The organism is Shewanella hafniensis (genome assembly GCF_019655335.1).
In the GTDB taxonomy this organism is placed as follows: domain Bacteria; phylum Pseudomonadota; class Gammaproteobacteria; order Enterobacterales; family Shewanellaceae; genus Shewanella; species Shewanella hafniensis.
The window spans coordinates 118,058-135,102 of record NZ_BPFD01000002.1 but is presented as its reverse complement, the minus strand read 5'-3'; the positions used below and the strand labels follow the sequence as shown (position 1 = coordinate 135,102).

The 17,045-nt window shown below is 47.0% G+C and carries 14 protein-coding genes; 6 read left to right on the top strand and 8 right to left on the bottom strand.

Annotated elements, in window-relative coordinates:
* Positions 1-2 precede the first annotated feature (2 nt).
* Together K5Q99_RS01410 and K5Q99_RS01405 are read right to left on the bottom strand one after the other, a co-directional pair.
* On the bottom strand, positions 3-1,508 hold the full coding sequence (locus tag K5Q99_RS01410) for a tryptophan halogenase family protein (RefSeq protein WP_220775807.1): 1,506 nt from the start codon (positions 1,506-1,508) through the stop codon (positions 3-5).
* A gap of 67 nt (positions 1,509-1,575) precedes the next feature.
* A complete protein-coding gene (locus K5Q99_RS01405) occupies positions 1,576-4,212 on the bottom strand; it encodes a TonB-dependent receptor (RefSeq protein WP_220775806.1) in 2,637 nt (878 codons plus the stop codon).
* 342 nt (positions 4,213-4,554) lie between these two features.
* Here K5Q99_RS01405 and K5Q99_RS01400 point away from each other — a divergent pair, with 342 nt between their 5' ends.
* From K5Q99_RS01400 to K5Q99_RS01390, 3 genes are all read left to right on the top strand, one after another.
* The gene (locus K5Q99_RS01400; RefSeq protein WP_220775805.1) at positions 4,555-5,682 is read left to right on the top strand and encodes a polysaccharide deacetylase family protein; all 1,128 of its coding nucleotides are present in this window, start codon (positions 4,555-4,557) and stop codon (positions 5,680-5,682) included.
* 214 nt (positions 5,683-5,896) lie between these two features.
* Positions 5,897-6,682: a hypothetical protein gene (locus tag K5Q99_RS01395; RefSeq protein WP_220775804.1), complete on the top strand. Its 786-nt coding sequence runs from the start codon at positions 5,897-5,899 to the stop codon at positions 6,680-6,682.
* 167 nt (positions 6,683-6,849) lie between these two features.
* On the top strand, positions 6,850-7,272 hold the full coding sequence (locus K5Q99_RS01390) for a DUF3224 domain-containing protein (protein WP_220592445.1): 423 nt from the start codon (positions 6,850-6,852) through the stop codon (positions 7,270-7,272).
* A 196-nt stretch (positions 7,273-7,468) separates the two neighbouring features.
* Here K5Q99_RS01390 and K5Q99_RS01385 read toward each other — a convergent pair whose 3' ends face one another.
* Both K5Q99_RS01385 and K5Q99_RS01380 read right to left on the bottom strand, forming a co-directional pair.
* Entirely contained in the window at positions 7,469-8,023 is a 555-nt protein-coding gene (locus K5Q99_RS01385; protein ID WP_006080940.1) for a BON domain-containing protein, read from the bottom strand.
* Between the two features lie 305 nt (positions 8,024-8,328).
* Positions 8,329-8,784, bottom strand: a complete 456-nt coding sequence (locus K5Q99_RS01380; RefSeq protein ID WP_012088704.1) for a hypothetical protein — start codon at positions 8,782-8,784, stop codon at positions 8,329-8,331.
* A gap of 248 nt (positions 8,785-9,032) precedes the next feature.
* Between K5Q99_RS01380 and K5Q99_RS01375 the strand changes: the two genes are divergently transcribed.
* From K5Q99_RS01375 to K5Q99_RS01365, 3 genes are all read left to right on the top strand, one after another.
* A complete protein-coding gene (locus K5Q99_RS01375) occupies positions 9,033-10,403 on the top strand; it encodes a sigma-54 interaction domain-containing protein (RefSeq protein WP_220775803.1) in 1,371 nt (456 codons plus the stop codon).
* A gap of 107 nt (positions 10,404-10,510) precedes the next feature.
* Positions 10,511-11,587 carry an L-dopachrome tautomerase-related protein gene (locus K5Q99_RS01370; RefSeq protein WP_220775802.1) on the top strand — a complete coding sequence of 359 codons (1,077 nt, stop codon included), beginning with the start codon at positions 10,511-10,513 and terminating at the stop codon, positions 11,585-11,587.
* Positions 11,588-11,820: 233 nt separating this feature from the next.
* Positions 11,821-12,477 carry a hypothetical protein gene (locus K5Q99_RS01365; protein ID WP_220775801.1) on the top strand — a complete coding sequence of 219 codons (657 nt, stop codon included), beginning with the start codon at positions 11,821-11,823 and terminating at the stop codon, positions 12,475-12,477.
* Here the strand turns inward: K5Q99_RS01365 and K5Q99_RS01360 are convergent.
* The 4 genes from K5Q99_RS01360 to pfaD form a co-directional block, all read right to left on the bottom strand.
* Positions 12,470-14,176 carry a diacylglycerol kinase family protein gene (locus K5Q99_RS01360; RefSeq protein ID WP_106649991.1) on the bottom strand — a complete coding sequence of 569 codons (1,707 nt, stop codon included), beginning with the start codon at positions 14,174-14,176 and terminating at the stop codon, positions 12,470-12,472. The genes K5Q99_RS01365 and K5Q99_RS01360 overlap by 8 nt on opposite strands.
* Before the next feature lie 144 nt (positions 14,177-14,320).
* The gene (locus tag K5Q99_RS01355; protein WP_006080946.1) at positions 14,321-14,515 is read right to left on the bottom strand and encodes a hypothetical protein; all 195 of its coding nucleotides are present in this window, start codon (positions 14,513-14,515) and stop codon (positions 14,321-14,323) included.
* 23 nt (positions 14,516-14,538) lie between these two features.
* Positions 14,539-14,715 (bottom strand): DUF1328 domain-containing protein, encoded by a 177-nt coding sequence (locus tag K5Q99_RS01350; protein WP_006080947.1) that lies wholly within the window; start codon positions 14,713-14,715, stop codon positions 14,539-14,541.
* 627 nt (positions 14,716-15,342) lie between these two features.
* The gene (gene pfaD / locus K5Q99_RS01345) at positions 15,343-16,989 is read right to left on the bottom strand and encodes an eicosapentaenoate synthase subunit PfaD (protein ID WP_220775800.1); all 1,647 of its coding nucleotides are present in this window, start codon (positions 16,987-16,989) and stop codon (positions 15,343-15,345) included.
* Between the last annotated feature and the right edge of the window lie 56 nt (positions 16,990-17,045).

Genomic DNA, 17,045 nt, shown 5'->3' with positions numbered 1-17,045 from the left:
TATCACGAATACTTAGGCTGAAAATACTGCTCCACTAAGGTCTGGCAGTAGCTTATCGCTTGCGCCGTGATCTCCGCTGAAATCGGCTCAAATGGGCGCTTGAGTTTTGGGTCGCGGTAATCCATTCCCGCTAACAGTGCATACCAAGAGGGGCGAAAGTAGGCGAGCTGCTGATCGTATTGGTAAAGCAGTAAATCAAAGTCATCCCCTTGATACCAAGCTTGCAACAGTTGCGTCAGCCTTTGGGAAATGGCGACTTTTCTCGCTGCGACCCAATAGGCTTCGCTGCGCTGGCTGGTGACATAATGGGCCTGAATGTAATCCTTTATGCCGAGCACTAACTGCATGACTGCCTGATTGAGTGTTTGTCGACTTAAGGTTTCTGCCTGCTTATTTAACTGATAACGCTCGAATAGCGACATAAATCTTTCAAGGGTGAATTGGGTCATCATGATCGACGTGGCTTCGAGCGGTTCGATAAAACTTTGCGCAAGCCCTATCGCCAGTACATTGTTGTGCCAAGCCTTGTCACTGACGCCAACCCGCAGCTTGAGAAACCGCACTTGGGTCGATTCAGGCAGATTAATACTGTGCAACAATTCCTTGGCCGCGGCATTGGCACTGAGGTAGCGACTGCTATACACATAACCATTGCCAAGCCTGTGGGTGAGGGGGATTTGCCATAGCCAGCCCGCACTGAGCGCCGTGGCGCGGGTATGATACTTGACCTGCTGTGCTTGGGTCTGAATGGAGTCCATTAATACGGGTACAGTAACGGCGCTGTCGTTGAGTAACTCCTCAGCGAAGGATTGAAAGGGTACACCTAGGGCTTTATGAATTAACTTAGCGCTAAAGCCGCTGGCATCGATAAAAAAATCGGCGTTAAGTCGTTCACCATTTGCCAGGATCAGCGTCTCAATCTGCTGGTTTGGGGAGGTTGACACCTCAACCACATCAGCAATGATCTGCCGTACGCCGCGTTGGCAGGCGTAATCTTTTAAGTAATTGGCTAGCTCAGTCGCATCGAAGTGATAGCCGTATTCGTTGGTGTAGGGCAGTGCTTTATTCGGCTTTGGGCTGAGATTGTGTTTGGCCAGTACGCCGCTGGAGAAAAACGCATCGGGTCTAACGGCATTGCCATGCCCGCGGCGCCTCGCATTGGCGTTGATAAAGAAAACTTCGGCGGGTTTTACATCCATTTGAAAATAGAAAGGGTGGAAGTATTGCTGCCCATCACCATTCCAATTGATAAAGTCGATGCCGGTTTTATAGCTGGCGTGGCATGGCTCCATCCAATCTTTTTCGCTGATGCCTAAGTTGTCCATAAAGCGTTTTAGGTGTGGCGTCGAGCCTTCGCCAACGCCAATGGTGCCTATGTTGTCAGATTCCACTAGACAGAGTTCAATGGCGGCAAATACGGGGTTATTCGCGAGGGCGGCCGCTGCCATCCAACCTGCGGTGCCGCCACCTAAGATAATGATTTTTCTGATTGCTTGCTTTACTTTCATGGCTTATCCCCGCTGCATTATCAACGCAAAAAGCCGACCCTAAGGTCGGCTATGGTGTGACTTAAGTTTAAAATTTGTAGCTGGCACCGACGAAATAGCGTGAACCAAATTCGATGGTGTTTTGGGTTAATCCGTATTTAACATCATAGGATTGCACTACTTCGTTGGTTAAGTTTACCCCTTCCAGTGAAACATCTAAGTTCTCCATCGCATGCCAAATAATCGAGGCATCGACTTGTTGATAGCTGTCGTTTAACACGTTTTGAATATTACCCACGCCTAAGTATTCTGAACGCCAGTTATAGGCGATACGGGCGCTGAACAGATCATCTTCGTAGAAGAGTGAGCCGTTGAAGGAGTTTTCTGACACACCTTCAATCATCTGCTCTGTGCCATCGGGGCGCGTGCTCTTACTGTCAACATAGGTGTAGTTGGTCAAGAAGCCAAAACCGCTTTCAAAGTTATGTTGCAGCTGGATTTCAAGCCCAGTCACTGAGCCGCTGCCGCCGTTGGCTGGGGCTGTGACGCGGCATTTATCCCACTCAGATTCTGACGCGCCGCAACCTTCAATGTACTGAGTCGACTCGGTGACAAACACTACGTTGTCAATATCTTTGTAGAACAAGGCCGCCGACAGCATAGAAGATTCAGTGAAGTACCATTCGATGCCAAGGTCGGCTTGGTTCGCCTTATAGGGTTTTAAATTGGGATTACCGCCGCTCGCAGTACCAAAGTTTTTTGCTATGGCTAGGCCAGGTTTTAGATCGCTGTAGTTGTTACGTGCCATTACTGAAGAGGCCGAAGCACGTAGGATTAAATCTTCCTGCAGATCGAAGGCGACGTTGATACTCGGTAGCCAATTATCGTAATTGACGGATTCATTGTAGGGCTTGCCATCGGCAAAACCGGTTGAGGTTTGGTCTGTGTTAACGTAACGCACGCCAAAGTTACCACGGTAGAATTCGCCGCTGAAATCCGCTTGGGCGTACAGGGCCAACATATCCTCTTCGACAGTGAAGGTGTTACCGAGATCGGCGACTTCCACTAACTCGCCATTGGCGTATTTCTCACTGATAAAGGCCCACCATTTGTCTTCATCTAACTTGGCATAGGAGTCGAGCACATTGCCACCGCTCTGGGAATGTAGCCCAGACAGTACACCATCGCTCCAGTTGGCAAGGTTGCCATTGGGCACGAAACCTAGGATTTCTGCGGGGTTACGGTTGAAAGCATTACGCTCGAAATCACTGGTGTTGTACTTAATCCCGACCGCAATTTTGTTAATAAAATCATGATCGAGTTGATATTCGAAGTCAGACTGCGCGTAGGTCACTTTATGATCTTGCACTGTGGTTTCGTAGTTGGCTTCCTGCGCATGCTTGAACTGGCTGGCATCGTTGGCATCTAAACTCGTCAGCACCACTTGGTAGGGACCGGTGGCATCGTAACTAAAGCCGCCATCGACACTGCCTTGACCGTTAGGGAAGGCGGGATCGCCAATTTTGCCGCCTTGGTCCGTCGCAGGGATCCACCAAGAAGATGAGCCGCCTTGGGTGCCGCCATCTGAGGTCGATTGGCCAATGACGCCACTTACCGTAAAACTGTCTCCGACGTATTTTCCGGTTAAGTTGAGTACGTCAGATTTCATATTGACCGCGTGGCGTACCACAGGGTTATAAATAATCGACGCATACGCTGGCAGAATTGTTGCCGATGCTGTGCCGCCTTGGGCGTTATTTACTACGTTGGTTGAGCCCGAACCGCGGGCGCCAACGGTTAAGAAGTTATGGTTTACGTGGGGGATATCGAGTTCAAAATTAAAGTAATCTAAGGTGAACTCTGTTTTTTCAGTCGGTGCAAATTGCAATGTGACTTGGGCACTGGTCCGTTCACGTTCTGCCCTAAATGCCTGCGAGCCAATGCCCCATGCACCTACGGTAGATTCTTGATTTTGCGCGGGATCGGCAGCGAAGTATTCATAATAACCGCTGAGTGATTCCAGCACTTGGCGGCCACTGGTAATTTTTTCTACTGAATAGGCGCCTAAAATACCGAACTTTTCGTCGTCATTTTTCCAGCTCCCGAGGAAAGAGCCGCTCGGGTCCGTTTCATCGTAAAGACTGCTTTGGCTCAGCTCGCCAGCCACTTGATAAGTGTGGGCATCAAGATCTAAGGGCTTGCGGGTTTTGAGATCAACAGTACCGCCCAGCGCACCTTCTTCAAGTCTCGCGGTCGGGGTTTTGTGCACTTCAACCGCACTCACTTGCTCTGCCGACAACAATTCCATATTGAAGGTCCGCGTGGCAGGACCAAGGTCATACCAAGAAGTACTGGCAACGGTTTGACCGTTCAGCAAAATACGGCTCTGCTCTGGCGCTGTGCCGCGAATAGTGACACCGCTTACTTCGCCGTATTGCCTATCGACTGTGACTCCTGAAATTCGCTGCAGCGCATCACCGATGTTTTTATCGGGAAACTTACCTATGTCTTCCGAGGTGATGGCATCGACCGTGGAGTCGGCGAAGCGTTTGGTATTCATCGAGGCTTCAATCGAGCGACGTATGCCGCGGACTTGGATCACCTCCATATTTTCTGCCGTTGCCTCTTGTTGCTCCGCCGCGACTGCGGTTGAGCTCATCCCGAATAAGACGTTAGCGATACACAATGCGAGCAAAGAGCTCTTAAATAGTTGACCTTCTGACATGTTATAGCGTCCCTGTAGTGCTTTAGTGTTGTTTTTTTCTCCAGTTAACTTACCTGTTATCGAATTGTTGATGCGGTACTTTTCACACTAGGATTGGTATTTTTCTATTGTGTTTAACGCGAGGGCGGCGGTGATTTCAACTTGAATGCTGATGGACGATTTAACGACTTAGCGTAGAAAAGTATGGCTTGTTGCTAGGATGGTATAACTAACGCTGGCTAGATTACTCACTATAGATAAGCCGAGCGAATGAGTGCGAGACTGTGTGCGAATAGAGATGCATTGGCGTTAACTCATTGCTTTTTAATCATTAGCCTCAAACATTATCTATAGGATGAGATCATGAAACTGAAATCGATAGCCGCCGCAGTTGGACTCTGTATAGCGAGCGTAAGTCTTGCCCACGCCAGCGATAAAACCATTTACCTCACCTTTGATGATGGTCCAATTGACGCGACTTTAGGGGTATTGGATGCGCTAAAGGATGCCAATATCAAGGCGACCTTCTTTATCAATGCATTTCATATGTATGGCGAAGGGGATGAAAACGAAGCGTTAGCGGCTGTCGCCCTGCAACGTTTATTAGACGATGGTCATATTCTGGCAAACCACAGTTACGATCATATGCTGCATAACTGCACCGATGGTGTTCAATCGGGGGCGGTTTATTGCAATCAAGTGGGTCTATGGCCGGTGAAATCCTATCAAGATGCGGCCACCGACTTTACCTACTTTGTGACGAACACCGCCAAAGTGGTTGAGTTTATCCCTAATGCCGCCAGTTATCCTAACAACAAGATGACAAAGTTGGCTCGTTTGCCCTATACCAATGGCTGGCGCGTGACCAGTAAACTTAAAGGTGACGGCTTGTGTGCAACCTCAGATACTGTGCCGCCTTGGGACCCAGCTTTTGCTTGTACCGCCGAAACCTCTACCAACAGTTCGCAAGTTGCGGTGCAAATTCAAAACATGCTCGCCGAGAGTGACTATAAAATATTTGGTTGGGACTTTGATTGGGGGCCAGAGGATTGGGGCGTGGCTTTTCCCGCTGAATCCATGGCCGATGGGGTTGAGCTGGTGGATAAAATCAATCAAGTGATCAACACCTGTGCGGGCACCACAATGAACCCTCTCAACAGTCGCACGCAGAACTTAGACTGCAGCGATGGTTTGCACGACGGTAAAGTGGTGATCTTGACCCACGACTTCCTGTTTGAGAATGCGCACCGTGGTCAAGGTGCGACCATCAATTTGCCTAAAATTAAGCGTTTTGTTGAAGAAGCGCAGCGCCAAGGATACCGTTTCGACACGCTAGATAACTATGCTCCTGCTTGGCAGGATCAGCATGATTATCAGCAGCCTGATTTTGTCTCGTATCAAGATAAAATCTATTCCTTAGTGCAAGCCCATTTCTCCCAAAGTAATTGGCAACCGAGTCAAACCCCAGCCTTGTGGAAAAACGAGAAGTAGCTAAGTGTTGGGCTGAGTATTTACTCGGCCCATAATATTCACTGAGTAAAGGACATGTTGCTGAACTTAGCCTGACAAATTTCAAAATAGCGTCACTTTTTTGCACTTTACCCACTCCGCTTTAACTCAGTATCTGTAATACTGCTCCGACATTGATTTGAAGTTGATCAGTGTTAGAAAAGCAGCGCACAAAGCGCGCGATTGGGGAGAGAAAATGAGTACGTTTGTAAAGTTAACCCTAGCGGGCACCTTAGTGATATTCGCCATACTTGCCGCGGGTATTTACCGTTTCAACATGACCAATGATGATATTTATATGGTGATGGAAGATGGTAAGGTCATGCAATACGATGAAGCCATGGCGCATGAAAAAACTCAGGCTCAGGCGAATGAGATCGAAACTGTGACACCTTTTGAGGTAAAGCCTGTGGCGAATGCATCGGAAGTGATGCTTAAACTCTTTAGCTTAAATACCGCCAATCCTGTTGAAATAACGCTGCCTGAGGGCGGCAAGTCCGTTGCCTTAACCCATTTCATTAAGATCAAGCAAACGGAATTTGCAATGGGGGATTATCAAGACGGTGACGTAAAAGGCCGAGCATTACTGGATTATTTACGCATTACCCCGTTAAATTTCGATCCCGCTCTAGAGCCGGACACCCAAAGTGACGCACCGATTCAAGATGATCCTAAAATGCAAACTATGCCCTTTGTGGCGCCCTTTATTGTGACGACTCAAGGTTCGGGCGTATTTTGGTATCTTGGATTGTTTAATCTGGATTTTAAACACAATAGCTTGAAACACTTAGGCAGTGTCATGCTTGGCGATCGAATCGAGGTGGATAGTATTGAACCTGTTTATCCTTTTGAAGCCCCATTTAAAATTGCTGTGACTTATCGTGATAGAGCGCCTGACCAACCTATGTCTGAGAGCCCTGAAATCGTCAAAACCACAGAAGTGGCAGTGAGTGAAACTGGCATCAGTCACTTAACTCAGTAGTCAGTTGGCGTGTGCAAGGGGCGTGTGTAAGGTAAGTGTGTAAATGCGATTATGGATCTGCGCAGGCTTGTGCTAAGTTATTTTTCGTTCCGTGAATCATGCTTGCCGCAGCGGCAAGCAATCTCGGGTAGATAGACTTGGCATAAGGTTTTGACAAGGAGAGTGTCATGCAAGTTAGCAAAATTACGGGGAAATTTGATGTTAAGCTCACCCCAGATAGCCCCTATGCTACAGGGGTTGGCGGCGTGACGTTAGGGCGTATGGGCTTAGATAAAACCTTTTATGGTGAGCTTGAGGGCCGCAGTCAAGGTGAAATGCTCAGTGCGATGACGTCAGTCAAAGGCTCGGCTGGCTATGTGGCGATTGAACAAGTGGTTGGCAATGTATGCGGTAAGCAGGGCAGTTTCGTGCTGCAACATTTTGGCATTATGACCGATGGGCAAAACCGTTTGATCTTAGAAGTGGTTCCCCATTCTGGCGCGGGCGAGTTGCAGGGCTTAACGGGCACTATGGCCATCAGTATCGAAAATGGTCAGCATTTTTATGAGTTCCAGTTTGGCTTTGAAGCCAGCGCTGAGCCCGCATTTTAGCGCAGCTTTTATTTTCCCACTTCGATTTTTGTTCTCGCAATTTAGTCTTCCTTAGTCGAGATAGAAAACCTAGCTTGATTAAATCTGATAATAGACATAAAAAAACCAGCCTAGGCTGGTTTTTTGTGACGCTTTGTTATGACTCACTTTTATAACCAATTAGATCAAATCGTTGAGTCAAGACTAACTGCTTGCATTAAGACATGTTTTTTACGACTTTGATTTTATCGACAACCTTTTTTACGTCGTCGGTATTCTCAGCAATTTTCAGCGCTAACTGACGTTCGGCATCGCTAGCAACTTCACCTTTTAAGGTGACGATACCATTGGCGACATCCACATTAATCTGGGTGCCAGAAACATCGGTTGAAAACAGTAAACGGGTTTTGACGACTGTGGCAACCTTAGAATCGGTCAACGACGCGACAACGTCACTGGTGCCTTCTTTCTCATTCATTACAGTGAGTTGGTTATCGACATCTTTTACCCCGTCTAAACTTTTGATCAGTTCAGAGGCGAGGGCTTTGTCGACACTGCTTTCCACTTTACCTGTTAATGTGACGTTTCCGTCTTTCACATCGGTGATAATGTCAAAGGAATTGAGGTTAGTGTTGAGCAGTAAAGTGGTTTCAGCTTTACCATCGATCCACGCATCCTTTGCCCCGTCCTTCCAATCTTGAGCTGCGGCGACATTTAAACTGATTGAACCGACAAGTAAGGTCGCTAGTACTGATGCTGTTGTGGTTTTCATAATCATATCCTCCGTTGTTTTCTCGATGTTAGATAATGCGTGAATCGTGCCAGTTTTATTAAGTTATTGACTTAAATGATTTTAGTTGATGATTTTGATATTTTCATGTCTCAGCGATTTCCCCTAAGTCGGTCTTTTTTACCGACAAAATGTAATTTTTGCTGGTAAGCAAAGCCATCTTTAGAGCATAAAAAAACCGCACCAATAAGTGCGGTTGAGTGTTTAAGGTTTCGCGTATGCAGTAGCAAGCCGTATTAGTACAGAGACATCATATTGATGTGCACTGATGCTAACAGCTACAAGGATTAACTGGGGTTGAGTGAACTCATACCATCGCAACTGATTTGCAACCAAGCGGCACCTTCTGCGAGCTGATTGGCAAGCTGTGGCTGATGTGCTTGCCTTACCGCTTGTTTCATCTGGATTAACACTTGTTGTTCAATGGCGACAAGTGCGGCCATCGCTTGTGCCATATGGCATTGTTGCAGCAATTTGGTCACTTGAGTGTAAGTCACTGGTATTGCATGACTTAGACCATGAATAGGCTCACCAGTTAGAGGGCGCAGCTGTTCAAAACGCGTCAACATTCGTTGGTGGATATTCGCTTTGGTCGAAAAAATACGCTTAAGGTTATAGTCTTCGACGTACGTCATTGCCTGATTGTAGAATGTTAGCCCTTCTTGATTGAGCTTTATTATTTCATCAATCAAACTGATATCGGCGCGGATATCAGTCTGATGTTGCACAACATTAGACTTCATGAATGCCTCCAAATGCCAGTGTTCGGCACAGTCCTGTTTAACGGTTTGGATTAACTAATTGCGTTTCGTTCAGCTACCATGCATATTTTGTTCTCATTTTTAATGGTATGTTAACAGGCTGATTTTTAGGCTGATATTCTCGGTTCCTTGCGCCATCCTCTTAGAATATCGGCAACTATTACCGTTGCTGTTGTTAAAATTTCACGATTGACATACAGTAGCCCTTCATACACAGGGAGTGGGATAGCATGGCTCGATTGACACTTTTTTATCACCTGCAGGATGTAAACGCCGAGCAAGCTATCATTGAACTCGCCGGCGCAGCCGACTTTAATAAGCTACGCAGTGTCGATGATTTACCTTGGATAGAGCAGCTTGAGGCGAACCACGTTGATGTTGCCATCATTGAGCTGTCTAGCCTTAGCCACGAGGATTATCTTGGGCTGCTGGACAATACGGCCTTGTCTAATATCGAGTTTATATTTCTCTCCGACGGTCAGCCGAACCCCAATCTTGATCAGTTAATGTCGAATTTTGCCTGTTATCATTTTCGTAAACCCTACGATATGACGTTGATCAGTGACATCTTCGCCGATTTTGCCCAGTATTTAGTCTCATCACCAATCCGGCCTCGGCCTTTTTCCAGCGAGCTAGACCAATATGGTTTGCTTGTCGGTTCCTCTGCAGCTATGCACAAGCTGTATCGTACGATACGTCGCGTTTCTGCGACCGACAGTAATGTGCTGATTATTGGAGAGAGTGGCGCAGGGAAAGAGCTTGTTGCCAATACCATACATCTTGCCAGCCCTAGATTGAACGAGCCTTTTATTGCAATTAACTGCGGTGCATTAAGCCCTGAGTTGGTCGATAGTGAGCTGTTTGGTCATGTCAAAGGCGCTTTCACTGGTGCGAATCGCGATCACAAAGGCGTATTTGAGCAGGCAGAAGGTGGAACCTTATTTCTTGATGAAGTCACCGAAATGCCGATTGAGCATCAAGTGAAGTTACTCAGAGTGCTTGAAAATAGCGAATATCGTCCCGTTGGCGGTGCCAAAGTGCAGCATGCCAATGTGCGGATTGTGGCGGCAACTAATCGTGATCCCATAGTGGCGATTGAGGCTGGGCAATTTCGCGAAGATTTGTATTTCCGTTTGGCCCAGTTCCCTATCCGCGTTCCGCCATTAAGGGAACGTGGCGATGATATTCTCGGGCTAGCGCAGCATTTTCTTGCCTATCGTAATGTGGCCGAAAAGCAGAATAAAAGCCTCGCTGAAGACAGTGCGCAGATGATTGCGGCATATCCTTGGCCAGGGAATGTGCGTGAATTAAAACATGCCATTGAGCGAGCCTATATTTTGGCAGATCAAGAGATTTTACCCAGTCACTTACAACTGCCACAGGCGAGTGAAATGGGGGCATCTGCCGATGACCAAGTGGTTATTCCGCAGGGCATGCGTTTAGAAGACTTAGAAAAAATCGCCATTTATCAAGCATTAGAAACCACTCAAGGCAATAAAACTGACACTGCCGAGCAACTGGGGATCAGTGTAAAAACCCTCTACAACAAGCTCAGCAAGTACGAGCAACAAGTCGAAGCGGGTGAGCCGACGGCGGAATAGTGCTGATTATCAAATTAATATTGAAACAGAACCGATTTTTACACTATTTTTTTTGTAAATAATAACTCCTATTCTACAGCCCTTAAACAGAAAAGCGGAGATAGAATATGAAACACTTATTTACTACAGCACTATGGCTTTCTTTGACTGCCAGTAGTTTTGTAAACGCCACCCCAGCAGTAGGAAGTCTTGAAACAGTCGCTGAATTGCCAATACGACCTGGCAATGTCAGCGTCACTGCACAAGGTCGGATTTTTGCCACAGTACATCCATTTGATACACCATCAGGTTTGCAATTGATTGAAGTTAATCGTGAGACCAACGCTTATAAAGCTTGGCCTTCAATGGATTTGCAAAAAGCTTCGACTGCCAATACTGCTCAATTTGATACCTTATTAGGTATTGCTCAGGACAAGGCTGGACACCTCTGGACCGCAGATATGGGGTTAGAATTAGGTCAGACGAGGATTTGGGGATTCAACATTAAGGATGGCAGTCTATATAAACAAATTGTCCTACCCCAAGCACTCGCGCCCAAAGGCAGCTTTATGCAGGATCTGGTTGTCGATTCACAAAAAGGCTGGATTTATTTAGCCGATATCGCCAACCCAGGCCTCTTAGCAGTGCGTATCGACGATGGTCATACCGTACGTTTTTCAGGTCATAGTTCGCTGCAGGCCGAAGCGGATGCAGTAATGAACATAGATAACAAAACAACATTGTTTAATGGCAAGGTTGCTAGTGTCGCGGTCAATCCCATCAGTTTATCTGCCGATGGAAGTACACTCTATTATGGTGCAATGAATGGCACTCACTGGTATCAGTTATCGACTGCGGCTTTACAAACAGGCAATAATGATAAAATTATCGCGACTGTAAAATTAGTCGGAGCTAAGCCAGTGTCAGATGGCGCTGCAACGTCCAAACAAGGTAATCATTACTTCACCAATTTGAACCACAATGCCATATCTATGCTAGATAACAAAGGTACGCTATCAACAGTGGTCAGTTCTCCATTGCTGGATTTTCCCGATAGTGTGCAATTTGGTGAAACGGGCTGGTTATATATTTCAGTGAATCAATTGCATAAAGCAAAAGCCTTTAATGGCGAAGCTGAAACAGCCAAACCACCTTATCGCATCATGCGACTCTGGACCGGTGAGGATACCGCTGCGGGTCAATAACACCTTAGCTGCAACTGCAAAGTTGCAGCTTTTCGTTGCAATATGAGCGATATCGCAACGGTTATTTCCATGGATGTCAGTCGTTGGTTTAACTCGAAAGGATCTAAAAATAAGTTAGGTGTTGATTGTGTAAACTATCAATGCCTCATATTGTTACTAGTACAGGTCAATTTGGGATGGTGAGATAATTTTTGGAACAAGGAACAAGGAACAAGGAACAAGGAACAAGTTCAGTGATACTTAATCAACCTCCTAAGAGTGCGCTTTATCTCAAGGTGTTGAGTACCCAGTACCGACCTCTACTGTGGTTTTTTGCCATTGCCTTGTTAGTGCTTGGATTGCTTTGTGCGAGGGCGGCCTGGTTACAACCCGAGCCCGTGTTACGGCTTGTGCTTGGTTGGGTGGCATTTTTTCTGTTGTTCCCTGTACTGCCGCTAGCGTTAGTTCGGCAACAATCTTGGTTAGATACCGAGCGACAGCAATTGTGGCTCGGTAAAGGTGTATTGAATGGGAAGTTGCCTGGATTGTGGCGTTGGCGCGCCTATGCCTTTTCAGATATTAATGCTGTGCAACTCTATCTGCTACAAACAACCCATTGGCACCAGCTTGACCGTAACCGCCAAGCGGAAGATACGGTCGATCACTATCTCGCCTATTTACAAGTGCAGCAGCCTAAAGGGAGTCAACTGAAATTGGCTAACAGCACTGACAAGCAGGAATTACAGCAAGTTTTGCAGCAATGCGCGCAAGCGATAGGCTGTAAGTTTCAGGATTTTAGCAATAGTCCTCAAAAATCCCACCCCAAAGTGAGTGAATTTAATTTTATGCGAGTGCTTATTGCGCTTGCTGTTTTTATCTTAATAAACATCGCGATAGTGTCATTTACGTGATTTTTGGGTCGATAGCATTTTCAGTCGATTCTTGATAAGGCACAAATACCTTGAGAGATGCGGGTTGAACTTCAATGGTGAGATCCGCGGGCTCAAAAATTTCGCCATCAATCACATATTTACACTTGGGCTCACTGCTAATACGCACTTTTTTTGCGTGGGCGTGGTGAACCTTGGTTGTGCTAGATGGCACGTTAGGTGGCTTTGACTGTGTGTCTTTATTGCCTTCTTTTACCCATCCTGCAATGGCTAATTCGGCTAGGCTAAGGAGCTTGTCTGTCGGCTCACTGCCGGCATCTAGCCAGGTAATATCGAGCAGGCCATCTGTCATATTAGGCTCGCCATCGCCCTGCGCTAATACGCTGGTAAACGGCGCGGCATTGGCAACAATAAGGCTATGGGTGGTCAATGTTGTGGGCTCGGCATCATCTAAGCTGAGCTGTATGGTTAAAGTGATATCGGCATTCACGGCGCGCCATAAGCCATCGAGGTAGGCAAACTGGCCGAGGGCATTTTTACGTTCACGGCTCGCAGATTCGATCATCTGCTGTTCAAAGCCAATCCCCACAAGTAGCAAGACTAAATGTTGATTACAGCGGGCAGTATCGATAGCTTGATAATGTCCTTGGATAATATTATCTAAAGCCTGAGAGACAGGAATAAGCTTACTGCCTAAACCAAATAGCGCGTGGCTGAGGGCGTTAGTGGTGCCTAAGGGAATGATCCCTAAGGCGATGTCGGTGTTCACTATTTCCGATGCCACCTCTGTCACTGTGCCATCGCCGCCGCAGGCGATGATGATATCTGCACCGCTACTGCGGGCTTTTTTGGCGAAGGTGTTTGCGCTGACATTTTCGCTGGTGAGTTTTATCGTTAGGTCAAAATAGGCTTTTAGTTCGTCTTGGATTTGCTCGCCATATTCTTGCCATTTGCCGCCGCCGGAGACTGGGTTGGCGATAATCCACGCCACTTTGTGGATGTTGATTTTGCCTTGCTTAAGCATGTGTTCAAGGGCGCGTAATTGCCATTTGTTTAAGCCCGCAGTTTTGCGAACTTGCTTTATTTGTTGCAGTACTTCGGCGAAGTTGCGCTGTTTATCTTTACAGACTAAATAGGCGGCGAGCACCAGTACTGAGCGGCCGCGCCCCATAGCACAGTGGATCAGCACCTGTTTATTGGCGCGCACTTGGCGATGCAACCAGTTAACGGCTTGATTGAGCTGGGCACTGGTCGGCACGCTATGGTCGAGGATGGGAATGTTCAAATACTCGATATGATCTTCAAACTGCGACCAATCTAAGCCATCAAACTCGGCGGTCACATCAAGAATGGCGGTAATCTTATTGGCTTTGATTTTCTGCAGATCCGCAGAAAATAATCGGCAGCCGAGATACAACTGCTCATCTATCTTTTGCATCGACGGCACAGAGTCGCGTTTTCTGGCCCAATGATTATACAGCCGACTGCCCAATAAAAACGGAATAAAGCCCCAGCGAATATACCAAGGGATAGTGCCATCTTGGCGCTTTCTAAAAATGCTGGCGAGATTAAACCAGTAGGCTGAACCGACTAAAAATAGCGACAGGCTTGTCCAAGCCCAAATAAAGGTGAGCAGGGGAGACGTGCCCGTTACTGCAAAATAGGCGAGTAACACGGCACCCATAAAGTAGAAATATTTGATGTGGATTTTGCTTAGCATACGCGCCCTCCAATGCTGTTTTTTGATTTAACCGCTGCATGTTGAACGGCTGACTGAATCGGTGAATCGCGTTGTTAACATTAGATCAAAAGGGTGGCAGTAGATATGTCTATTGCCACCCTCAAGTTAGGTTAAAGTGTCAGATTAGCACTTAGTATCTTTAGCCTTAACGCCTTCTTTCACTTCTTCACAGGCATCTTCAATGGCATTACCTGCATCAGTCATCACTTCATCAATTTTTTCGCCGGCATCTTCGGCTTTGTTATCACTACAGGCGGTTAAACCTAAAGCGAGCAGTAATGCCAGTGAAGCGCTTGTCATCAGAGTAAATGGTTTCATATACATCTCCTTTTCTAAAAAAATTAAAGTCGCGGTGACTTGCCCTTGAGGGCATTAATCAGCAGTGAAATTACGAGTAACACAATAAATAAGAAGAAAATAATTTTTGCGATTCCCGCTGCCGCGCCAGCGATACCCGTAAATCCAAACAGTCCGGCAATAACAGCGACAACTAGAAATACTAATGTCCAACCTAACATAATAACCTCCTGCCCTTGTCTTAATCCTTCGCATGACCGTTTGTGTCATTTGTAAGGTAACGGCTAATGGTTATTTCTAACTTGCGAACATAATGCCAACTTTGTTTATTTTAACTAAAACCTTGATTTTAAATAAAATTTAAAGAATTAGTTTTAAGCGGATACGAATGTGCGAAGCGTGGAATAGGCAATTTTTACCTAAGCTTCGGTAAGAGTTGCAGTCAGAAAATAGAGGAGCACAGCAAAAAAACGATACTTTTGAATGACAAAAAACTTTATTCACAAATCATGTGGTATATGTAGAGTTTTGGGGAAGGGATATGTCCTATCAAAGTTTGCCTCGCAGCCCATTCTTAAATTAGGCAGCATGTATTCGATTGGTTGCTGGCGTGCATTGTCGCGGCAGTGGCCATCGGAAAAGGGACTTTTCCGTTGAGCCCCCAAAGATGGGTTTACGGCGTGCCACTGGAGTGCCAGTGCTTAGCGGCATTGGCACAAACAGAGTCAATAACTCAAGGGATTAGATTGGTAATAAGGTCGGCGGCTTCGATTTAACGAGGTAGTGAAGAAGATTGCATCAAGTAGGGAGTTGAGTCCCTACTTGATGTCTCGATAGTCCGTTAGGGGTTAAAAACGATTTAGCGGTTTCCAGCGTTGCAGGCTAACTGGAATGCTAACCCCTTGGGATAACAGCAAGTTAATCCGGGATTGATAGGCCGCGCCCACCATTAAATGTTTGGCTAAATCGACCGCATTACGGGCTTTATAGTCATCTAAATAACTGCCTTTTGCCCAAGCATTAAATGCGCCGAGCGCTGGGCCTGCCCAAATTTGGTAATCCATTTCGCGGCCGACTTCACCTGTGTTCGACCAGCGGCTAGACAGACCCAAATACCAGCGGAAAATCAACGCCATCTTACGTTTGGGGTTATCCAGTGCGCGCTCGATTTGCTTAGGGTCGCGCTCGTTAAAGTGGGCGACAGTGCCCGCCCAAATATCATCGAGTGATGCGCGGAATATCTGCTCTTCGAGCTTTTTACGCTCGTCCGCAGGGATGGCATCAATCGAATCGTAACGAGTATAGATTTCATATAGCTTATTGGCGCGCATAGGGAACAAAGTACCGCGCTTAACCACTTGTAATTTCACGCCCATTTCGAACATATCGGCGGCGGGTGCCATAGTCACATCGGCCATTTCTGTGGTGGCGAGTAACTTACGGGTGTGTTCGCTCGCGCCCGCCTCCACACACGCTTGGTTGATTGAACCTGTGACGATAAAGGCCGCGCCCATGTTGAAGGTGGCTAATGCTGCATCGGGAGTGCCGACGCCGCCGCCTGCACCCACACGGATGGGTGTCTTGTATTGATACTTAGCTTGGATTTCATCTTTGAGCGCCAAAATCGTCGGCAATAGCGTGACCAATGGACGATTGTCGGTATGGCCACCTGAGTCGGCTTCGGCCGTGATGTCATCCGCCATGGGCACAAGTTGCGCCATTGCCATTTGGTCTTGGCTGATAAGACCATCACTCACTAATTGCTGCAGGATTTTGGCCGGCGCCGGCTCCATAAACTTAGTTGCGACTTCGGTGCGGCTGATTTTTGCGATGACTTTGTTGCCAATGACTATGTCGCCATGTGCGTCGCGGCTCAAACCTGCTGCGCGGTAATAGACGATTTGTGGCGTTAAACCTAAAAATGCCGAGGCTTCGACCGTGCGCACTCTATGTTTTAAAAACAGTTCAACGCTGCCGCGCTCTAATGCGGGCTCGCTTGGGCTGTGAATTAAGTTAAAGGCGTAGGGACCATTGGGCAGCGCCGCTTGAATGCGAGTAATGGCCGCTTCAACACGGGATGGAATTAACCCCGCCGCGCCAAATGAGCATAAAATACCCGCTTGGCCAAGGGCGATAACCAGTTCTTCCGAGGCAATACCGTTAGCCATAGCGCCGGCGTAGTAAGCGTATTTGACGCCGTGGACGCGGCGGAAATTACTGTCGCCTAAACTTTGGGTGCCAAGGGCAGGGGCAAAGGCGCTGACAGGGTGTGAGCCCAATGGCGCTTGGCTGTCACTTGTGGTCACTTCGGCCGTTTGCGCTATGCCTAAGCCTTTTTCACTGTGATTGACTAAGTAACAGGCTTGGCTTAAATCTTTGAGTTTTTTGCCTAATGAGTCGATATCAAAGCTCAGCGCTGCATCGTTGACTTGCCACGGCCAAGGGCTGAGTTTTTCGTTATTACTATTAAATTGATCGAGAGTATGGCTTGTCATAGGTATTCTCTTTTTATTGCCGCCTTAGGCACTCTGGCCAAGGCGACACATTATTT